The organism is Bacillus sp. lyk4-R2A-2 (assembly GCF_030209735.1).
Lineage (GTDB): Bacteria > Bacillota > Bacilli > Bacillales > Bacillaceae > Bacillus > Bacillus pumilus.
The window spans coordinates 529,930-550,070 of sequence record NZ_JARVRK010000004.1 but is presented as its reverse complement, the minus strand read 5'-3'; the positions used below and the strand labels follow the sequence as shown (position 1 = coordinate 550,070).

At 40.9% G+C, this 20,141-nt stretch carries 18 protein-coding genes; 2 read left to right on the top strand and 16 right to left on the bottom strand.

Translation table 11 applies throughout. The features are described from left to right. Nucleotides 1-13: 13 nt before the first annotated feature. From murG to QRN39_RS05550, 12 genes are all read right to left on the bottom strand, one after another. Entirely contained in the window at nucleotides 14-1,108 is a 1,095-nt protein-coding gene (gene murG / locus QRN39_RS05605) for an undecaprenyldiphospho-muramoylpentapeptide beta-N-acetylglucosaminyltransferase (RefSeq protein WP_003212323.1), read from the bottom strand. A 197-nt stretch (nucleotides 1,109-1,305) separates the two neighbouring features. Continuing rightward, the gene (gene spoVE / locus QRN39_RS05600) at nucleotides 1,306-2,406 is read right to left on the bottom strand and encodes a stage V sporulation protein E (RefSeq protein WP_003212197.1); all 1,101 of its coding nucleotides are present in this window, start codon (nucleotides 2,404-2,406) and stop codon (nucleotides 1,306-1,308) included. 59 nt (nucleotides 2,407-2,465) lie between these two features. Continuing rightward, complete coding sequence (gene murD, locus QRN39_RS05595; RefSeq protein WP_417894903.1) at nucleotides 2,466-3,812, bottom strand: UDP-N-acetylmuramoyl-L-alanine--D-glutamate ligase; 1,347 nt, start codon at nucleotides 3,810-3,812, stop codon at nucleotides 2,466-2,468. A gap of 9 nt (nucleotides 3,813-3,821) precedes the next feature. Next, on the bottom strand, nucleotides 3,822-4,796 hold the full coding sequence (mraY, locus tag QRN39_RS05590) for a phospho-N-acetylmuramoyl-pentapeptide-transferase (protein ID WP_003211854.1): 975 nt from the start codon (nucleotides 4,794-4,796) through the stop codon (nucleotides 3,822-3,824). Nucleotides 4,797-4,931: 135 nt separating this feature from the next. Then, a complete protein-coding gene (locus QRN39_RS05585; RefSeq protein ID WP_284906594.1) occupies nucleotides 4,932-6,407 on the bottom strand; it encodes a UDP-N-acetylmuramoyl-L-alanyl-D-glutamate--2,6-diaminopimelate ligase in 1,476 nt (491 codons plus the stop codon). Nucleotides 6,408-6,619: 212 nt separating this feature from the next. After that, complete coding sequence (locus QRN39_RS05580) at nucleotides 6,620-8,539, bottom strand: stage V sporulation protein D (protein ID WP_012009866.1); 1,920 nt, start codon at nucleotides 8,537-8,539, stop codon at nucleotides 6,620-6,622. A 125-nt stretch (nucleotides 8,540-8,664) separates the two neighbouring features. Further along, nucleotides 8,665-10,815, bottom strand: a complete 2,151-nt coding sequence (locus tag QRN39_RS05575) for a penicillin-binding protein (RefSeq protein WP_284906592.1) — start codon at nucleotides 10,813-10,815, stop codon at nucleotides 8,665-8,667. Between the two features lie 7 nt (nucleotides 10,816-10,822). Then, on the bottom strand, nucleotides 10,823-11,170 hold the full coding sequence (gene ftsL, locus QRN39_RS05570; protein ID WP_251191304.1) for a cell division protein FtsL: 348 nt from the start codon (nucleotides 11,168-11,170) through the stop codon (nucleotides 10,823-10,825). Between the two features lie 37 nt (nucleotides 11,171-11,207). Continuing rightward, nucleotides 11,208-12,140 (bottom strand): 16S rRNA (cytosine(1402)-N(4))-methyltransferase RsmH, encoded by a 933-nt coding sequence (gene rsmH, locus QRN39_RS05565; protein ID WP_003210993.1) that lies wholly within the window; start codon nucleotides 12,138-12,140, stop codon nucleotides 11,208-11,210. A 66-nt stretch (nucleotides 12,141-12,206) separates the two neighbouring features. Continuing rightward, nucleotides 12,207-12,638 (bottom strand): division/cell wall cluster transcriptional repressor MraZ, encoded by a 432-nt coding sequence (gene mraZ / locus QRN39_RS05560; protein ID WP_003211163.1) that lies wholly within the window; start codon nucleotides 12,636-12,638, stop codon nucleotides 12,207-12,209. A gap of 128 nt (nucleotides 12,639-12,766) precedes the next feature. Next, nucleotides 12,767-14,386: a bacillithiol biosynthesis cysteine-adding enzyme BshC gene (gene bshC, locus QRN39_RS05555; RefSeq protein WP_251191305.1), complete on the bottom strand. Its 1,620-nt coding sequence runs from the start codon at nucleotides 14,384-14,386 to the stop codon at nucleotides 12,767-12,769. A 65-nt stretch (nucleotides 14,387-14,451) separates the two neighbouring features. Further along, complete coding sequence (locus tag QRN39_RS05550; RefSeq protein ID WP_284906401.1) at nucleotides 14,452-15,351, bottom strand: 2-dehydropantoate 2-reductase; 900 nt, start codon at nucleotides 15,349-15,351, stop codon at nucleotides 14,452-14,454. A gap of 209 nt (nucleotides 15,352-15,560) precedes the next feature. Here QRN39_RS05550 and QRN39_RS05545 point away from each other — a divergent pair, with 209 nt between their 5' ends. Continuing rightward, a complete protein-coding gene (locus QRN39_RS05545; protein ID WP_137054670.1) occupies nucleotides 15,561-16,040 on the top strand; it encodes an N-acetyltransferase in 480 nt (159 codons plus the stop codon). Between the two features lie 46 nt (nucleotides 16,041-16,086). Here the strand turns inward: QRN39_RS05545 and gerR are convergent, their stop codons facing one another. The 3 genes from gerR to QRN39_RS05530 all read right to left on the bottom strand — a co-directional run bounded on the left by gerR (nucleotide 16,087) and on the right by QRN39_RS05530 (nucleotide 17,484). Continuing rightward, nucleotides 16,087-16,626 carry a sporulation-specific transcriptional regulator GerR gene (gene gerR / locus QRN39_RS05540; RefSeq protein ID WP_050945104.1) on the bottom strand — a complete coding sequence of 180 codons (540 nt, stop codon included), beginning with the start codon at nucleotides 16,624-16,626 and terminating at the stop codon, nucleotides 16,087-16,089. A gap of 139 nt (nucleotides 16,627-16,765) precedes the next feature. Next, a complete protein-coding gene (gene rpmF, locus QRN39_RS05535) occupies nucleotides 16,766-16,939 on the bottom strand; it encodes a 50S ribosomal protein L32 (protein ID WP_008354700.1) in 174 nt (57 codons plus the stop codon). A gap of 26 nt (nucleotides 16,940-16,965) precedes the next feature. Continuing rightward, nucleotides 16,966-17,484: a YceD family protein gene (locus QRN39_RS05530; RefSeq protein ID WP_137054671.1), complete on the bottom strand. Its 519-nt coding sequence runs from the start codon at nucleotides 17,482-17,484 to the stop codon at nucleotides 16,966-16,968. 206 nt (nucleotides 17,485-17,690) lie between these two features. On the opposite strand from QRN39_RS05530, the gene QRN39_RS05525 reads away from it, so the two are divergent. Further along, nucleotides 17,691-18,935, top strand: a complete 1,245-nt coding sequence (locus QRN39_RS05525; protein WP_284906397.1) for a nucleotidyltransferase — start codon at nucleotides 17,691-17,693, stop codon at nucleotides 18,933-18,935. 177 nt (nucleotides 18,936-19,112) lie between these two features. Here the strand turns inward: QRN39_RS05525 and QRN39_RS05520 are convergent, their stop codons facing one another. Then, nucleotides 19,113-20,141, bottom strand: a complete 1,029-nt coding sequence (locus QRN39_RS05520) for a SepM family pheromone-processing serine protease (protein WP_050945105.1) — start codon at nucleotides 20,139-20,141, stop codon at nucleotides 19,113-19,115.

The window sequence follows — 20,141 nt, the reverse complement described above, 5'->3', positions numbered from 1 at the left end:
TAATATCATTCCATCATGTAGTTGTAATTTCTTTTAACACATTATATAAACGTGTAGCCGCATCTGGTACTCCGAGTTCTTTCGTTAAACGGCTCATTTGGTTGAGTTTTTCTTCATTACCAGCAATTTCATCAATGGCATGCAGCAAACGATCTCCTGAAAGCTCTGATTCTCTTAAAACAATCGCAGCATCATGTTTTTCAAGTGATCTTGCATTGATTTCCTGATGATTTGCCGTCACGTATGGGCTCGGAATAAAAATGGTTGGGATTCCAAGAGCCGTTACTTCAGCAATTGTTGTAGCTCCTGCTCTTGCAACAATCACATCGATCGATTTCAGGTACTCTGGCATTTGATGCAAGAAAGGTTTGGTGATCATATTAGGTGCTGCACCTTTTTCCTTTAGTTCATTCAACACTTTTTCATAATGAACCTCACCTGTGATATATAAAAGCTGGTAGTTTTTAGCCTTTAAATCATCTTGCATTTCGATCACTGCTCTATTGATAGGAGCAGCACCTCGACTCCCGCCGAAAATAAGAACCGTTTTTTTCTTTTCATCGAGCCCGAATTCTTTAAGAGATTTCCCCTCTTTTATAGAGACGACTTCAGAGGCTCTAGGGTTTCCCGTAAATACAACCTTTTCAGAAGGAAAATGTGCCTTTGCCTCATCAAAGCATATGGCTACCCTATTAACATATCTCGCTAGGAACTTATTTGTAATACCAGGCAGGCTGTTTTGTTCGTGTATAATGGTCGGGATCTTCAGCTTAGAAGCCGCATAAACAACAGGCCCACACACATAACCGCCTGTTCCAATAACCGCATCAGGCTTGAATTCTTTTAAGTAAGATTTGCTTTTTTGAACGCCTTTTAAAAATCTCATCACCGTTTTGACGTTATCAAAGGAAAGCTTTCGTTTAAAACCTGAAATTTCTATTGCCTTGAAAGGGATATTTTCTCTTTCTACAATTTTCTTTTCAAGTCCATTTTCAGTACCGATATATAAAAATTCCACATCAGGATGCAGTCTTTTCACTTCTTTAATAAAGGCTAAGGCCGGATAAATATGTCCGCCTGTTCCGCCTCCACTGATTACTATACGCATTATACCATTTCCCCTCAATTTTTTTCTGCTCTGAACAAAGTATAAACCCTGTTTTAAACAACAGGGCTCCATTAAAACCTGTAAAGAAGAGTCAAAATAAACGTTTTCGAAACAAAAACTGTCATTTTCACTCTTCAAATCATTTTTTTATACTTTTGCAAAATAAACGTCAACATGGTTTCATTAGCTTCAGCACGCTAATATCTTGCGTACCTGCTGACATTAAGAAGTACGCCAATCGCCATCAGCATTAATGTCAATGATGAGCCGCCATAACTAAGGAATGGGAGCGTGATACCTGTCACAGGAATAAGTCCAGTGACAACTGCGATGTTAATCATTACTTGAATGGCAACCATTGAAATAATACCAACTGCTAGGAAACTCCCATATAAGTCTGGGGCTCCAAGTGCTATTCGTATGCCTCTCCATAATAGAACACTAAAGAGGAGTAAAATGAGTGATCCCCCTATAAAGCCAAGCTCTTCAGACAATATCGCAAAGATGAAGTCCGTTTGGGGCTCAGGTAAATAGAAGAATTTTTGTCTACTTTGACCAAGTCCCATTCCGAACAGACCACCTGGACCAACAGCGTATAAGGACTGAATAATTTGAAACCCACTGCCTAGTGGATCTTCCCAAGGATTTAAATAAGATGTAATTCGTTTTATTCGGTAGGGTGCTGATAAGACAAGTGCAGCAAACCCGCTGAGCCCTATAAGACCGAGAAATATAAAGTGAGCAATTCTCGCACCTGAAACAAATATCATAATAATACAGGTTCCAACCATCACCGTTCCTGTTCCCAGATCCGGTTGAAGCATGATGATGGCAAATGCAGAAAATACAATGCCTAAAGCTGGGGCAAAACCTTTTCGAAAGGATGTGATATTTTTTTGCTTTTCAGATAAGAATTTTGCAAGAAACGCAATCATCGCAAGCTTCATAAATTCAGAGGGCTGAATACTAAACGCACCGACACCGATCCAGCTTCTTGATCCATTTCTCTCCATACCGATACCAGGAATAAGTACAAGCAGCAAAAGGAGAAAACAAACAGCAATCAATATCTTTGACCAAGTCCGCCACGTCCAATAATCGACTCGCATAATGAAAAACATTGCGATAACTCCGATTCCGGCAAACAAAAGCTGTCTTTTTGCAAAATAAAACGAATCATCAAATTTATACGATGCCCACACTGCACTAGCGCTATACACCATAATTAAACCAATCGTCAATAAAAGTAACGTAATGACAACAAGCAAAAAATCCGGAGAAGTTTTCTTATTCGTCAAGAGACCGACACCCCAAGCATAATTTCATTTGGGCTGTCAGTCATATGAGAGACAAGCCCTTATTTAAGCATATGCACGGCGTTTACAAACATGTCTCCACGTTCTTCAAATGTTTTATGTTGATCCCAGCTTGCACAAGCCGGAGATAATAAAATCACGTCTTCTTCTTCAGATATGTTAAACGCCGCAGGTACTGCTTGTTCAACATTATCGACATGTTTTACGTGATGTATTCCAAGCTCTTCACCAAGCTTCACAAACTTAGGTGCAGTCTCACCAAATGTGATAATTCCTTTTACATGTTTCATAAAAGGTTTCAACTCATCAAATTCATTGCCTCGATCAAGTCCACCTGCTAATAAAATAGTCGGTTGTTCGAAGGCTGACAATGCTTTAGTTGTTGCCAGTATATTGGTCGCCTTGCTATCGTTATAAAATTTCCGACTCTGAATTGTATCTACAAATTGCAGACGATGCTTCACTCCACCAAATGTTGTGAGTACGCGTGTGATCGCTTCATTTGAGCAGCCTGCATTTTTTACAACACAAATAGCTGCCAGAATGTTTTCTTGATTATGCTCACCAGGAAGGACAACATCCTTTACATCAATGATATGTTCATTCATGTAGTAAATTGCACCATGTTGAATAAACGCACCATGTTCTACTGGCTCTTTCACTGAGAAAAACACTTTTTTTGCTTTTGAACCTTCTGCTAGTTTTACAACGGAAGGATCATCTAGGTTAATTACAGCGATGTCATCTTCTTGTTGATGTGCGAATACTTTCTGCTTTGCTTTTTCATATTCTTCACGAGTGTGGTGATAGTCTAAATGTGCATCAAAAATATTTAATATTAAGCTGATTTTAGGTCTAAATTCAACTGTTCCCATTAACTGAAAAGAAGACAGTTCCGTTACGATCCACTCATCGCCAGCTGCATTTGCAGCGACTTCACTGGCAACTGTTCCAATATTACCTGCCACTAATGTTTTTTGGCTGTCTTTTTTCAGCATTTCATAAATCAATGTCGTGGTAGTGGTTTTTCCATTCGATCCAGTAATCCCAATAAAAGGAGATGGGGTTAAATGATATGCTAATTCTATTTCCGTCCAAACTGGAATTTGGCGGCGAAGTGCTTCTTGAACCATCACATTTTCATATGGAATTCCTGGATTTTTAATTAAAATTGTAATGTCTTTATCTTCGAATATACGAAGAGGATGACTGCCACAAACGACATCAATCCCCTTTTCAGAAAGTAGCTGAGCAGGTTTATTTTCTTCAAACGGTTTTTGATCATTTACCGTCACATTTACTCCATGTTCATGAAGAATTGAAGCTGCCGCATATCCGCTTTTAGCAAGACCTAATACTAGTACATGTTCGTTTTTTAACATTTGCATCTTATTCAATTATAACCACACCTCGATGTAAATTCCTAAAACAGCAAGTAATAAACCAGCTGTCCAGAAGGTGACAACTACTCTCCACTCTGACCAACCAACTAACTCATAGTGGTGGTGAAGCGGACTCATCTTAAAGATTCTTTTGCCGGTTGTTTTAAAGGAGATGACTTGAAGAATAACAGATAACGTCTCAACAACAAATACTCCACCAATAATGACAAGTAAAATTTCAAGCTTCGTTAAAATCGCAATTGCTACAATGGCTCCGCCTAATGCTAGAGAACCTGTATCACCCATAAATACTTTTGCAGGATGTGCGTTAAACACAAGGAAGCCAAGAACGGCTCCTGCAACAGCTACTGAAAAGATCGCTACATCATACTGGGATTGATTCCAAGCCAGTATAGCAAATGCTCCGAAAGCAATAGCAGCGGTTCCAGATAAGAGGCCATCCAGTCCATCTGTTAAGTTTACGGCATTAGAACCTCCGACAAGCATGAAAACAACAAGGATAAAGTAAGCCCATCCTAAATCAAAGCTGACGTCTGTTCCTGGAATGCGAATCGTCGTTGCAAACTGATAATAATGGAAAACTGCATAAAAGATCACAGCGATCACAATTTGACCGATTAATTTCTGTTTCGATGTTAATCCAAGATTTCGTTTCATCGCTACTTTAATATAATCATCTAAAAATCCTAATAGGCCGTAACCAAGTGTGACAAATAACAGTAAAAACATTTCTGGACTAATCTCAGAAAATTTGTTGATCATCACAATTGTTGTAATAGTGATAGAAAAGATAATCATGATGCCGCCCATTGTCGGCGTCCCAGATTTCTTTTGATGGGACTGCGGGCCCTCTTCTCTAATACTTTGACCAAATTTTAGTCTTCTTAAAAACGGTATAAAAATCGGGGATAAAAGAACACTGATTAAAAATCCCATTATGATTGTAAACAATATCACCTGTTCAAGCATCGTTCTTTACTCCTTCCGAATTTCCAAAGCCGTTTTCCATCAGAAAATTGCATTCATTATTATGGTATTCATTCGCGTTCTTCGTATGTTGTTTTTGTACAAAATGCTTCATTTCATTACACTCTTTTCATCATTTTAAGATTTGTTTAGATCTAAAATAGCGTCAATAGCAACCTTTGCATCATCAAAGTCATAGACTTGATCGTCAATAATTTGATAGGTCTCATGGCCTTTACCGGCTATTAAGACTGTATCGCCTTTTTTCGCATTGGCAATGGCAAAGAAGATCGCTTGTTTCCGATTCACAAAGCTATGATAATATGCGTCTGGTACCCCGTTTTCCATATCTTTTAAAATGGCTGAAGGATCTTCGCTTCTTGGGTTGTCTGATGTAAATATAGGTTCATCTGCATATTTCACAGCGATTTGAGCCATTTGAGGACGCTTTGTTTTATCACGGTCGCCGCCGCAGCCAATCACGCAGAAAATTTTGCCCTCTGTTAATTCTTTACATGTTGTGAGGACATTTTCTAAACTATCAGGTGTATGTGCGTAATCGACGATGACAGGGAAGTCTTGATCGCAGTTTACAAGCTCAAATCTGCCCTTGACTCCTTCCAGCTCTTCAATCGCACTCACGATCGTCTCAAATGTTAAGCCAGATACGATCCCAACTGATACAGCTGCGAGGATATTATACACATTGAACTTTCCGACGAGGGCAACCGTCACTTTCTTGATGCCGATTGGAGTGACCAAATCAAATTGAGTTCCCTTCGGCATGATTTGAATATTTTTTGCCATGACATCTGCTTTTCGCTCTAGGGCATACGTCATGACTTCAGCAGCTGTGACTTTTTCAAAATAACTCGAAGCCTCATCATCTGCATTTAAAATCGCATGCTTCGGTTTATTGTGATGAAAGGCACTTCCGAGCTGAGAAAACAGCAAGCTTTTCGCATGTTTATATTCTTCCATTGTGTTGTGGTAGTCAAGATGGTCCTGCGTAAGATTTGTGAAAACAGCAATATCATAATCACATCCATGCACCCTGCCAAGATGGAGGGCATGTGATGATACTTCCATGATGGCTGTGTCTACATCTTGATCAAGCATCTGTTTAAACGTTTTTTGAAGTGTGACACTTTCAGGTGTGGTGTTTTTCACGTCGAGAATGTCATCATTCACCTTCATATACATCGTACCGATTAAGCCTGTTTTCTTCTCGGCTTTTCTCATCATTTGTTCGATCATATGTGTTGTTGAGGTTTTTCCGTTTGTGCCTGTGATCCCGATGAGATTCAGCTTATGAGTGGGCTGGTCATAAAACGCATCAGCTATTCTTGCAAGTGCTCTTTGAGAGTGTTTCACAATAATGACTGGTACCTCTGTTATGTTAAGAGGGTGTTCTGCTACAATGGCAGCAGCCCCGCTTTTCACCGCTTTTTCAGCATAATCGTGTCCATCTACTGTATAGCCTTTTATACAGACAAAAAGGCTTCCCTTTTTCACCTCTCTTGAATCCATTTCAATGGAAGTGATATCAGGATTTTCGTTTATCAATTCGTTGTTTTCACTTTTAAAGTATGTAAGCAGTTCTTGTAATTTCATTTTCATATCAAACCTCTCAAATTCGTTCACGTGCATGTCTTGTGAAAAAAACACACAGTCTATATTTTATCGTAAAAAAAAGGATACATCCAGCGTATTCCTTAAGTTTCTGTTGGAAAAAACACACTTTGGACTCTTTTTTTCAAACTGGCCTTCTCTTTCAACAAAAAGAGGCAGCCAAATGAGTGCGGCTACCCTCTGTTCATTCTTTATTATTCATCGTTTAAGTATAATCTGATCGTGGAGCCTTCTTTGACCTTTGTCCCAGCAGCAGGTGATTGCTTCACTACTTTACTGCCAGTTCCTGAGGCATCGATCTTTAGGTTGATCAAGAGGGATTCAAGATCTGAAACAGATCCTCCTACAAGATTCGGTACTTCAATGGTTTTTGTGTCCAGCCACTGATACTTCTTTTCAATTTGGCCTTTTCTTTTTTTCACACCCATCTCAGGCAGGCTATCCCGCATAATATGACCAACAATTGGTGCGGCAACGGTACCACCAAATTGAATGGTGCCTTTTGGGTTATCCACAGCTACATAGACTACGATACTTGGGTCATCTGCAGGCGCAAATCCGATAAACGACACAATGTGGTTATTCTCCATATACTTTCCGTCCTTTACCTTCTGTGCTGTTCCTGTTTTTCCGCCAACCCGATACCCTTCAACAAATGCATTTCGGCCAGTTCCTTGAGCGACTACACTTTCAAGTGCATACCTGATTTCTTTAGATGTCTCTGCTGAAATCACTTTCTTTTTGGCAATCGGTGATTGCTTTTTCACAACCTCTTTTGTGATTGGATCTATCCATTCTTTTGCAATATAAGGCGTGTAAAGTGTCCCGCCATTTACTGCAGCTGCTACTGCAGCTACTTGCTGAATTGGCGTAACAGATACGCCTTGACCAAAGGCGGTGGTCGCCTGCTCTACAGGACCTACACGATCAAGCGGGAACAAAATTCCCCGTCCTTCTCCTTGAAGGTCAATTCCGGTTTTTTGGCCAAATCCGAAATTTTTGATATAAGAAAATAATTTTTCTTTACCAAGACGGTCTCCTAGCTCTACAAAGCCGGGGTTACAGGAATTTTGAACTACTTCCAAGAATGACTGTGATCCGTGCCCGCCTTTTTTCCAGCACCTGAGTCTTGCACCATCAACTGTCACAGATCCGCTGTCAAAAAATGAATCGCGTTTTAAATTCACTTTCTTCTCTTCTAATGCTGCTGCAAGTGTAATAATTTTAAATGTCGAACCCGGCTCATATGTGCTCCACACCGGAAGATTTCGGTTAAACACTTTTGAGTCAACTGATTGATAGTCAGCTGGATCAAAATCTGGTCTGCTTGACATTCCTAGCACTTCACCATTTTTCGGATTCATCGCAATCGCAATCATACCATCTGGATTATACTTTGCCTGCGCGTTGTCTAATTCCCGTTCTATGATGGTTTGTACTTTTGCATCGACTGTTAATTTCATATCAAGACCATCTTTAGGCGGTGTATAATCGTCTGCTTCATCTGGCATTTTCTGCCCTTTTGCATCAGAATAAAACTTCACAGACCCTTTTTCGCCTTTTAGGTCATCGTCATAGTAGGCTTCAAGTCCAAGTAAGCCTTGATTATCGATTCCAGCAAAGCCGAGTACATGTGAAAGAAAGCTGCCAAACGGATAATGTCTGATGCTGTCTTCTGCTACATACACGCCTTCTAAATCAAGCTCTCTTACTTCTTTTGCTTTTTCATGTGATACCTTTCTGCCCTCAGGAGAAATTCGTTCAATTGATGTTTTTTTCGTGACGTGCTTGTACGCTTTTTCTTCAGACATATTCAGCACAGCTGCCAATTTCTTGCTTGTTTCTGCGGGATCTTTAATTTGCCGAGGGACGACCAAAATAGATGGAGCACTTTTGTTCGTCGCAAGCTCTACCCCATTCCGGTCCAAAATATCTCCTCGTTCTGGTTCGAATGGGAGGTTTCGGCTCCATGAATCTTTTGCTAAGCTTGTCAGCTTCTCACCCATAATAAACTGCACATACCCTAATCTAGTATCTATGATGAAAAAAATGATCACCCCAAACAGCAGCACGAAAAGCAATCGTTTTCTCACTGTTACACTCGACACTCGCACGCCCGGTTCACTCCTTACATATGGCTTGTTTTCATCATATGCAGGCCCGTCCTTTTGTAGAACGCACCGTGATATTCTGCTGGAGCAAAAGAAAAAACCTAGCAAGTGATTTGCTAGGTTTACAGTTAATTTGGGCTTTTAAATGTCACAGTGACGACTTTGTCTGAAATCTCCGCTCCACTTTTGACACTTTGTTTCACAGCATAGCCTTGTCCATTTGTTTCTATATGCACACCGGCAATCGAAGCATATTGAAGGACTTCTCTTCTGGACCAGCCTGTCATATCAGGCATCTTAATGGTTTTCCCTGCTGTTTTCAAGAAGACTTTCTGGCTTTCAGAGAATTCAGAGCCCGCACTCGGCCACTGGCGTTTAATGGACAGACCGTCGCCGATGACAACAGGTGTTAAGTGTTTATTTTTGACTTCTGTTTCAGCCTGCTTCACTTCTAAATCCAGGAATGAAGGCATCGTTTCTTGTTTCACTTTTTGTTCGCCTGATTTCTTATTGTCTGTTTTTGTTGGTGCAATATTTAAATATAGCAAACTATTTTTCATGACAGGGTTAAAGATTTGAGAAACCGGAGCTGACCCCGTTTCTGTTTCAGACAGCTGCGGCTGCTGGACAGCCACATAAACAAGTAGCTTCGGATCATCTTTTGGCGCCATTCCCATAAATGAAAAGACGTAATCGTTTCTTCCTTGGAGGTAACCGCCGGCACCGCCAATTTGTCCCGTTCCTGTTTTTCCAGCAACGTCGAAGCCTTTGATTTGATAAGGCTGACCTGTTCCAATTTTCGAGGAAACAACCTCACCTAAAATGTCACGAACTTGCTTCGCTGTATCAGATGAAATCGGTTTTCCTGCCGCTGTTGGTTCGTGCTGCAAAATCGTTTTGTTTGTGTTCGGGTCTGTAATATGGTCAATGACATATGGCTTCATCATTGTTCCGCCGTTTGCTATCGCAGTGGCTGCTTCGATTTGTTGAATCGGTGTGATGGCTGATGCTTGACCATAAGCTGTCGATGCTTTGTCATATTCATATCTATAATTGATTTTACTAGACGCTTCGTTCGGCAAGTCAATCCCCGTTTTGTCATAGAAATGGAACTTCTGCAAATATTGTTCGTAGCGTGTGAAGCCTAGTTTTTCTTTTGCCAGCTTTGCAAAGGCCACATTTGACGAGCGAAGAACTCCTTGATGAAAGTCAATTTTCCCCCAGCCATTTCCGTTGTTGTGGTCTCGGACAAGTCCGCCGCCTACTTTATAAGTACCAGATTGATATTTGTCATTGCCTTGGTAGACCCCTTCTTGGATCGCCGCAGCGAGGGTAAAGATCTTCATCGTTGAACCTGGTTCAAACGCATATGAAATCACATCATTGTTATAATTCGTAATGTCTAGTTCATTTAAATTAAAGCTTGGCCGTTGCCCCATCGCGAGAACCTTCCCAGTTTTCGGATCAACGACTGTGGCAATGATTTTCTTCGGCTTATACTTTTTGGCAACCTGCGTCATACTTTCTTCAAGAAACGCTTGAATTTTCTGATCGATGGTCAGCGTGACATTTTTCCCGTCTTTCGGGGCGACAATGTCTTCTTTACTATTCGGTAAAGCCCATCCGCTTCTGTCACTGTTATATGTCACATAGCCGTCTTTTTCTTTTAAAAATTTGTTCAGTGCCTTCTCAAGTCCCATTGCACCTGACATGTCCTTTGTCGCCTCATTTAATCTGGCATAACCGATTAGGTTAGAAGCAAACATGCCGTTAGGATAATATCGCTTCGTGTCTTTTTCAAAAGCAACACCTGGAAGCTTTAGCTTTTCAATTTTTTCCTTCGTTGAAAAACTAATATCCTTCCCCGCTTTACCAAACTCCACTTGGAATGCATCTTTTGTATTGAGACGCTTTAAAATTTCGCTTTCACTCATATCGATGACTTTCGAGAGCTCTTTTGCCGTCTTTTCTTTATCGACGACATGCATTGGATGCTTAGGGTCCACTGTCATTTTCTTGCTCATGACCGCAATGAGCTTATACACAGATGTATCCTCAGCGATCACATTTCCATTCCGGTCTAAAATAGATCCTCTTTTTGCTTCAAGTGTTTTCTTCGATTGATATTGTTCATTTGCCTTGGCAGCTAATACTTGTCCATCAACCGTTCCTGTAATTTGAATATAGATAAAACGTGCTAGGATGATAAAGAAAAACAGGGCGAAGCAAATACTCGCAATTGCCGCGCCTCTGTTCATCATTTTATTCTTTTTAGGCATCGCCATGTTAATCGACCTTCTTAACATCTTTCGAAATAGTTAAGCCTGCTTTTTTTGCGGCATCAATGATTCTTTCTGGTTCACTCAGCAAGTCTTTTTCCTTTTGTAGCTCAGTGATCTTCTTCGATTCTAAAGATACTTGCTGTTCTAGCTTCTGCACTTCGATATTGGCGTGATAGACAGCAAAGGCTTTAGAAATGATGAGAATCGAGCTGCACATAAGAGCCATGACAAACATGACAAGTAAGATTTTTTCACCAAGTGTGATAGAACCTCTTCTTTTAATGACAACCGATTGGCCTTGCTGCTCTGTTTGAAGTTGCTTCACTTCTCTTTGATAAGCCAAATTACTCATAAGAAACCTCCTTTTTATCATCATCTATGGTGTCGTTTTACTTTTTTTCTGCAATTCGGAGCTTCGCTGAACGGGCACGGTTGTTATGTTCCAGCTCTTGTTCTGATGCAACGATCGGTTTTCTCGTGATCAGCTTCAGCTTTGGTTCAAGTCCTTCTGGAATCACTGGTAGTCCGTGCGGAAGTTCTGGAAGAGAAGACATTTCTCTAAATGTACTTTTACAAATCCGGTCTTCAAGTGAATGGAATGTAATGACAGAAATTCTCCCCTTCGGATTGAGTAACTCTATTGCTTGTTCTAGTGCTTCTTCAAATACTTTCAATTCATCATTTACGGCAATTCGGATCGCTTGAAACACTCTTTTCGCTGGATGTCCGCCAGTTCGTCTTGCAGGTGCCGGAATTCCTTCTTTGATAATGTCAACAAGCTCACCCGTTGTTTCAATTGGCGCTTTTTTTCTTGCTTCTTCAATTTTGCGTGCGATTTGCTTGCTGAACTTTTCTTCCCCATATTTGTAGAAAATCCGAACTAGATCTTCAAATGGCCATTCATTCACCACTTTTTTTGCCGACAATGCGGCTGATTGATCCATTCGCATGTCAAGAGGTGCATCATGGTGATAACTAAAGCCTCTCTCTGGTGTGTCGAGCTGAGGAGATGATACCCCAAGGTCAAAAATCACACCGTCTACGCTTGTAATACCTTGTTCATTCAGACGTTCTTTTAAATATCGGAAGTTGCTTTTTATGAAAAGAATGTTCGCTTTAGAATCCGCGAGCTTCTCTCGTGCATGATCCAGTGCAGCATCGTCTTGGTCAAATCCAATCAATGTTCCTTTTTCTGATAATTGAGATAGTAAATATGAGCTATGACCTGCTCCGCCTAGCGTGCAGTCCACATATGTACCGTCTTCTTTTACGTTTAAACCGTCAACTGTTTCTTTTAATAATACTGTCTCATGTTGAAACATGATGTTATGGTCCCACCTTTTTCAAATAGAAATGAATGTGTAGAAAGCTTGCTGCACAAGGGATTATTATATATCAAATCCAATCATGTTTTCAGCAATTTCAGCAAAAGAATCTTCTTGCTCTTCTGTATATTGTTCCCAGATCGACTTACTCCACAACTCAATTCGATTTGAAACGCCGATGACCACACATTCTTTTTCGAGTTTTGCATATTGGAGTAGGTTTGATGCGATGTTAATACGCCCCTGCTTGTCCAGATCGCATTCGACTGCGCCAGAGAAGAAGAACCGGGTAAACGCACGTGCATCTTTTTTCGTTAGCGGTAGTGCTTTGAGTTTCTCTTCGATTAGTTTCCACTCACTCATAGGGTAGCCAAATAAACATTGATCAAGCCCTCTCGTCAGCACAAACTGTTCTCCGAGACCGTCTCTAAATTTAGCAGGGATGATCATGCGCCCTTTTGTATCAATCGTATGTTGGTATTCACCCATGAACATGATAATCAGAGCCCCACTTTCTCACCCATACTCTCCACTATCCACCACTTCTCTCCACAAAACTTATTCTACACTGTTTCTACATAAAAAAAAACCCTGAACTAGTCAGGGTTCATTAAAACTTTATTTCAAAGTTTGACAATTTGTTGCTTGTTTTGAAATGAAAATGGCATATTTTTGAATGTTTTGAAGAATTCTGGACCATATTTGTTTAAAAAGTACATGATATTCCAAATTCTTTCTTGCGGAGCATCTAGTGGTTTTAAACTATTTTCAATCCGTTCAAAGTCCCGAAGGATATATCCTTCCTTCTCTTCCACACGCTGCGCAACCTTTTGATAAACAAATTGAAGCTGGTCTTCAATAAATTTGGCATTTTTATCTAGCAGCTGCTCGAAGTTTGGTTCAATCTCCAGTGCTTCTTGTCTCATCACGTCATGAGCATTTGCTAATTCACGTTTGGCGTGTTGAACCGCTTGAACAAAGCTGTCTGGAAGACTTTGCTGAAAGTGCGCTTCTTTCTTTTCTTTCACTCCATTTGTCAGCACTTCTTCTACCGACAGTTCTCTAACTGGCAGTTTCTTGTCGATGTGCCTTTCAAGAAGGGTTACATGCAGTCTTGGAAGAACAGGCGCCATCTTTAATTTAAAATGCTCAAAGATTCCTTTCAGCTCTCCCCAATAGTTAACCTCACCGTGTCCTGCCATAAAGGCAAGTGTCGGGAGAAGGGTTTCCTGCATCAAGGGACGCGTCACCACATTGTTGCTAAAACGTTCTGGGTGCTCCTCCACTTCCTGCAAAAGCTCTTCCTTCGTCCACGTAAGCCCCACTTCTGATATAGAAAACCGGCCGTTCTCTTTTTCAATCAGGAAACGTTCCTCATCATATTCGTAAAACAGATTCGCCTGATTGTCACCAGCTTCAATAATTGGCTGATATCCTGCTCGTTTCATAGCAGCCTGCGATTCATTTAAGCGAGCAGTAACTGCATCATTTGTCTCGACAATGTGCTTGAATAACGCACGCTCGAGTGGTTTGACACCTAAGTCACCCGAATTAAATAAAAGCAGTCCATCCTCTTCAAAGAGGTCACATACAATCCATTCAAAGAAATCAGTAAACGTTTGTGATTTGCGTAAACATCGAAGAAGCTGATCAAGCAAGTCATTGGTGTATGCAGATTCTTCATACGTTGAAAACACATCACGGAGCCATGTCTCGGTTTTTTCTTGATCAAGCGGGATTCTTTTCGCAGCCGCTTTTTTGACGTTATGTAATGACAGCTTTTGTTTCACTGGCCCTTTTTCGCCAGATGTGTACACAAAATTAATTTCATCTACGTCATGATCCTCACCGGCTACCCAAAAGACCGGAATCACCGGGACGCCAAGCTCTGTTTCTTTTTCTTTTGCAAACTGAATGATGGATATGATTTTATGTATGGTATAAAGCGGTCCTGTTAATAGACCAGCCTGCTGTCCTCCGACCACCATGACACTCCGTTCATCACGGATCTTTTCAATGTTCTGGCGCATCGCTTTCGATTCAAACTTTGCGTGGTACGCGCTCATATAATCCGCTAAAGCCTCGCGCGGGAAGCTCATTTCCATGAGATCGTCGTATCTCTTTTTCCATGTGTGCTCAGAATGTATATCATAATCAAAAAAAGTCGTCATCTCTTTTTTTTCTTCTATATAATCACGTATGAATAAATTCTGACTTCGGATGGAAAGTTCAGTCAATTGCATGTTTAGAACTTCCTTTCTTCAATAAATAGTTAGTTTCCCGAAAAAAGTATAGCATGTAAATGAGCTCACTCAAAAGATTTTGTTTGCTTTTTTTCCAATACTTCCAAGCTTCGATCAAAGAAAGTGAGATGTGGCGCCGCAACGCTGTGAGCTTGAGCCTTTTTTAAAAGATAGCCAAGGATGGCTTTTCTTTCGGTTTGGCGGCCTTTCACTATATCTTGAAGCATAGACGACTGATTCTCAGCCGTTTTCTCACAAACAGAGACTACATAAGACCAGAGCCGCTCTTTTTCATGTAAGCCCAAGATGGAAACTGCTTCTTCGAATGCACATTTCATCATGTATTCATATGAAGGGTTTGCGATCAATTCCCCGTTTCTCACATGCAGCAAAGCCGTGAGTGGATTAATACAGACATTGACAAGCAGTTTTTCCTCCAGCACCTTTTTCCATTCATCCGTATAGATCATCTGAAAATGAGATGATGTCTCATTCAATGCTTTTTTTATATCAGCTGCTTCTTCATGCTGAAATGCCCCCCACTTAATGACACCGATACCTGTATGGTTCACTGCATGATCTGACATCTTCATAGCTCCGTGCTCTACCACACCTATGTATAATGAATGTCCCGTTTTCCAATTCTCCAAATCTAATAAGTGAGCCATTCCGTTCTGTAAGAATAAGATACGATGAGGAGGTAATGTCGATAGTTCACCAAGCACATCTTGCAAGTGATGATATTTCACTGTCACGATGAGCAAATCAAATTCTCCTGTTATTCCTGTCTGTGCATGAACAGCCGCCTGGCATGTTTCTCCTTTTACTGTTCGCTCAATGCCTACTGCTCGAATCTCTTCTGCCTGTTCGTTTCTTCTTGTAAAGACTGTGACGTCATGATGCTGCGTTAAATAACTAGCACAAAGCAGACCAATCGCACCGCCGCCAATGATTCCAATATTCAACTGCCGCACATCCCTTTTTCGTTTACTTCATGATATCAACTATTTTAACAGGTTCATGTCGTGATGCAAAAAGCAGATGGCGCGCTACGATTGAATTTTTTTAATTTAAAAACTATAATAATAAGTGTAAAAACTTTTTGAGGCGGGTGGGATGAAAACGCCTTCAATGACATCACTGTCGACATTATGTGTGTAAGGGGGAAGATCATATGGCACAAGTAAAACGACTTCTAATTAATTACAAAACGTTAGAGGAATTTAAACAATTTAAGGAATACGGCATACAAGAGCTATCCATGCTCGAAGACCTTGAAAGCAATATGATTGAAAATGACAGCAACTCTCCATTTTATGGGGTTTATTTTGGAGATAAGCTAGTGGCACGTATGAGCCTTTATCAAGTGGACGGCTCAACGACAACGTATTTTAACCACAACCATGATTATTTAGAGCTGTGGAAGCTGGAAGTGCTTCCTGGGTATCAGCGCAAAGGGTACGGCGAAGCACTTGTTGAATTCGCTAAATCGTTCGGATTGCCAATTCGGACCAATCCGCGCGTCAAATCTGCTGGTTTTTGGGATAAAATGGGCTTTGAAGCAGTCAAATATGATATGGAGCGCGATAAGGGTGAAAATCCACTCATCTGGGAGCCCGCACATATTCAAAAAAATACAGGTGAATCCGCTTAAAGGCTGATCACAAAACGCCCCTCCTTTCTCTGTGAGGGGCGTCTCTTTATTTAGCATATTCTTTTAAGCTGATATTCTGTTTGACTCTTTCAACAATACCTATGAGTGCCCGGTAATCTTCTTCTGTCATTTTTAATTGCCGCTTTAAGTGTTCATTTTCTTCTGTAAGTGACTTCAATTGATGCTGTGCATCTGCCAGTTCTTCGCGTAAATGAGTAGGTCCATCAGGTTCTTTTTCAAGCTGCTCTAAAAACTGAATCACTTCTCGAAGGGTCAATTCAGCCTGATTTGAAGTAGTCTTCTCTTCTATGGTTAACGCATGCTGTGGTAAACCAGAGGAATGAATACCTATTTTTTTGCGCAATTCTTTCCGCTGTTTTTTTGCCAGCTCTATGCCTGCCTGATATTGTTTTCTAACGTATGAGTTCCACCTGAAACCACATGCTGCCGCTGTTCTTGACAATGCTTTCCCGACTTCCTCAAATGCGGAAAGCTGCGTTCCTCCGTCTCGAATGTGCCTTAAGACAACTTCTGCTAAAAGTAAATCTTCATCCTGTGTCCATGCGTCCTGCCTTGTAATCGTCAATTGATCATCCCCCCTGAATCTGAATACCACATCATATGCGCCTACTAGAGTAGATAGACTATTTGCAGGGGAGAAACCTAAAAAATAGACAAATAAAAAAACGCAAGGGAAGAATTCCCTCACGTTTTTTTATCAAGCATTAGTTGCTTTTTACGTCTTTGCCTTTGTATGTTCCGCAAGATTTGCAGACACGATGAGAAATTTTCATTTCACCGCATTCTGGGCAAGCTACCATACCAGGTACTTGTAGTTTGAAATGCGTACGACGCAATCTTTTTTTCATTTTAGAAGTTCTTCTAAAAGGTACAGCCATTATTCCCACCTCCTTAAAGAGTTAAGTTAAGATTCATTATTTTCTTCTAAGAGCTTCTTCAAGCCTTCCAGACGCGGATCAATTCGGTTTTGATGTGCATCTTCCGAAATGACCGCCCAGTCATTCCCTTCTTGTGGTGCAGCACCTTTTACGTCCGTTTGGTCGCAAAAGATTTGCATCGGCACTTCAAGAAGAATTTCTTCCTTGACTAAAGGCGTTAAGTCGATGATGTCGTCTTCTACAATAGAAACGTCTTCATCTTCTATGTCGTCTGTCTTATGAAGTACAAATAGTTCTTTCGTTGAAATCGCAAATGGATAATTTACATCAACAAGCGTTCTTGAACAAGGCAATGTCATTTCACCTGTGATGGTTAAATCAAATGCGACTTGCTTTGATTCGATCACTCCAGTCCCTTTCACCTCTACCAGTGAAATGCGACGTATATCTGAATGAAGGCTAGTAAGTTCATTTAAGTCAACCGTCTCATGAAAATCGAAGCTGTTTTTAGCTTTTTGATGTAACTGATAAACTGTCCATTTCAATTGTATCACCTCTAAGAGCAACAAACATGATTATAGCTTTCCTCATGTTATTTGTCAATATTTTTTCTTTACAGTCCTTTGTGATGTCAGAGCGTTGTTTGACATCAGTTCTCGGAATGCCTACACTGAAAAAAATGGGCTTCATTTTTCCCTTATGCTACTGTAGCATAGACCATTTAACCATAGCAAGAAAGGCGGAACATCTATTGAAAGCAACAGGAGTCGTTGTCGAGTATAATCCATTTCATTATGGACATGCCTATCATGTTCGTCAGGCGAAAACACATACCTCCTCAGATGTTGCCATTGCCGTCATGAGCGGTTCCTTCCTCCAGCGCGGTGAGCCTGCCATCGTCTCAAAATGGGCGCGGACAAAAATGGCACTGCAAAACGGTGTAGACATTGTATGTGAGCTTCCATACATATACGCAGTGCAAAAGGCAGAAACCTTTGCAAACGGTGCTGTGGCGATTCTAGATGCTTTAAAATGCCGCTCCCTTTTTTTCGGCAGCGAGGATGGTGACATCAAAGCATTCGAGCGAACAGCTCGTGCTTGGCATGAGAAAAAAGAAGAAATTGACCTTTTCACAAAAGGAAAAGTAAAAGAGGGCCTTAGTTATCCAGCTGCTGCTGCTGCTGCGTTTCAAGAGGTGATTGATCCTAAGCACTTACTGGATCTGTCTCTGCCCAATAATATTTTAGGTTTCCATTATGTCAAAGCCATCTTGGAGAGATCCCCTCACATGCAGCCCTTTACCTCTCAAAGGATTTCATCTGGTTATCATGATGATAAACTACCTGAAAATCAGAAAATCGCAAGCGCAACAAGTATACGAAAAGCGTTAAAAGATCATGGTACATTTGAAACAGTCGCCCCTTATCTCCCAGAAGCTACGCTTAAGCAATTACATGACTATCATTCTTCATATGGTCTTCTACATACACAAGAAGCCTACTTTAGCTTCTTAAAACACGTTTTTCACACAATGGATACGGCAGAACTAGAAGGCATCTATGAAATCGAAGAAGGCATCGAACACCGCATGCAAAAGGCGATTACACATGCGTCCTCCTACGAGGAATATCTATCACTTGTGAAAACAAAACGCTATACGTGGACGAGGCTGCAACGGATGAACACACATCTCTTAATGAGGGTGAAAAAGAGTGCCATGCATGAGCTGCTGAAAGAGAAAAAAGCGCCTTATATTCGTTTACTTGGTATGTCAAAGAAAGGGCAGCAATACTTATCTCTTGTGAAAAAAGAATTGGACGTGCCGCTCGTCAGTAAGCTGTCTGCCTTTTCACATCCCGCACTTAATCTTGATATTCGCGCATCCCGCGTCTTCAGCCTGCCCGTTAGTGAGCCGATGCAAACGAACTTAACGGGAGCGGAATTTAAAACCTCACCGATCCGATATGATGAAGAGACTGGTCTCTTCCAGTCTTAGCAAAAAAAGCAGCCTTGCGGAAGGCTGCTCCAAATTGTTGACACAGGGCGAAAATGATCTTTATTTTAGCCTTTGTCTTCTTTTCAGCATAATAGAAAACCTTTGCAATCCTGACAAAGAATGCAAAGGTTTGTCTACATGCTGAGAGCAGCCTTTATGAAGGCTGCTCTTTTTTGATTAAGATGCTTTCTCTTTTAATTTGTTTAAATAGTTCAGGGCATCTTGCATTGTATCTACAGGCACAATTTTCATATCACTTTTAATATCTTTCGCTGTTTTGACAGCATTTCTATAGTCTGAATTTGGATCACCTTTATCATTCGGTGCAAAGAATATATCTTTTCCTGCTTTATCTGCCGCCACGACCTTTTGATCGATTCCGCCAATTGGACCGACCGTTCCATCGGCGTCAATCGTTCCCGTTCCTGCAATCGCATAGCCATGTGTTTCGTCTTCTTTTGTCAGCTGGTTATAAATTTCAAGTGACATCATAAGACCTGCTGATGGGCCGCCGATATTTTCGATATCCACCTTAATAGAAGGTGAGACTTTCACATTTCGGTCTGTAAATAATGATACGCCAATTCCAACTCGATTCGGCTCTTCTTTAAATGGTTTTAACGTCACTTTCTCCGTCATGTCTTTGCCATTTCGTTCAAGGACAAAACGGACAGATGTACCTGCTTTTTTGCTGCTGATATACGAAACCATTTTATCAGCAGAATCATAGGTCTTGCCATCAACGCTTTTGATTCGGTCGCCCACTTCAATTTTGCCGTAAGCAGGCATTCCTTTCATCACGTAGCTTGCATATACGCCGTTAAACGTGTAATCTACTTTTTTACCTGCTTTTGTATATGCTGCAATCATGGCATTTTCTTGCGAGCTTTTCATCAGCTGAAGCTGCCGTTTCATATAATCTTGATCCGACTCCCCGTCCGCTTTAATATTTTCTTCTGGGACGATTTCATCATATTTATTCATTTTCGCAAGCAAATACGTATACGGATTGGCTGGACCTACTTTAATTGTCATAAGAGAGAAGCTGCCCTTCTCGCCATATCCGCCGTCTACTTGAATGTGGGGAGCAATCTCGGTTGCATCACCCGGCTTTGTCACGTAATATGGCAGTTTGACAAAGGTTAAGCCACATAATACAAGGATAACGACAAAAAAGCTGAGCCAGCGAATATTTAATTTTTTCAT

Excerpts from the sequence above, each read along its gene's own strand:
- murG (WP_003212323.1), bottom strand. The coding sequence starts at position 1,108 with ATGCGTATAGTAATCAGTGGAGGCGGAACAGGCGGACATATTTATCCG.
- murD (WP_417894903.1), bottom strand. The coding sequence starts at position 3,812 with ATGCAAATGTTAAAAAACGAACATGTACTAGTATTAGGTCTTGCTAAA.
- mraY (WP_003211854.1), bottom strand. The coding sequence starts at position 4,796 with ATGCTTGAACAGGTGATATTGTTTACAATCATAATGGGATTTTTAATC.
- QRN39_RS05585 (WP_284906594.1), bottom strand. The coding sequence starts at position 6,407 with ATGAAATTACAAGAACTGCTTACATACTTTAAAAGTGAAAACAACGAA.
- QRN39_RS05575 (WP_284906592.1), bottom strand. The coding sequence starts at position 10,815 with ATGCCTAAAAAGAATAAAATGATGAACAGAGGCGCGGCAATTGCGAGT.
- ftsL (WP_251191304.1), bottom strand. The coding sequence starts at position 11,170 with ATGAGTAATTTGGCTTATCAAAGAGAAGTGAAGCAACTTCAAACAGAG.
- rsmH (WP_003210993.1), bottom strand. The coding sequence starts at position 12,140 with ATGTTTCAACATGAGACAGTATTATTAAAAGAAACAGTTGACGGTTTA.
- mraZ (WP_003211163.1), bottom strand. The coding sequence starts at position 12,638 with ATGTTCATGGGTGAATACCAACATACGATTGATACAAAAGGGCGCATG.
- bshC (WP_251191305.1), bottom strand. The coding sequence starts at position 14,386 with ATGCAATTGACTGAACTTTCCATCCGAAGTCAGAATTTATTCATACGT.
- QRN39_RS05545 (WP_137054670.1), top strand. The coding sequence starts at position 15,561 with ATGGCACAAGTAAAACGACTTCTAATTAATTACAAAACGTTAGAGGAA.
- rpmF (WP_008354700.1), bottom strand. The coding sequence starts at position 16,939 with ATGGCTGTACCTTTTAGAAGAACTTCTAAAATGAAAAAAAGATTGCGT.
- QRN39_RS05520 (WP_050945105.1), bottom strand. The coding sequence starts at position 20,141 with ATGAAAAAATTAAATATTCGCTGGCTCAGCTTTTTTGTCGTTATCCTT.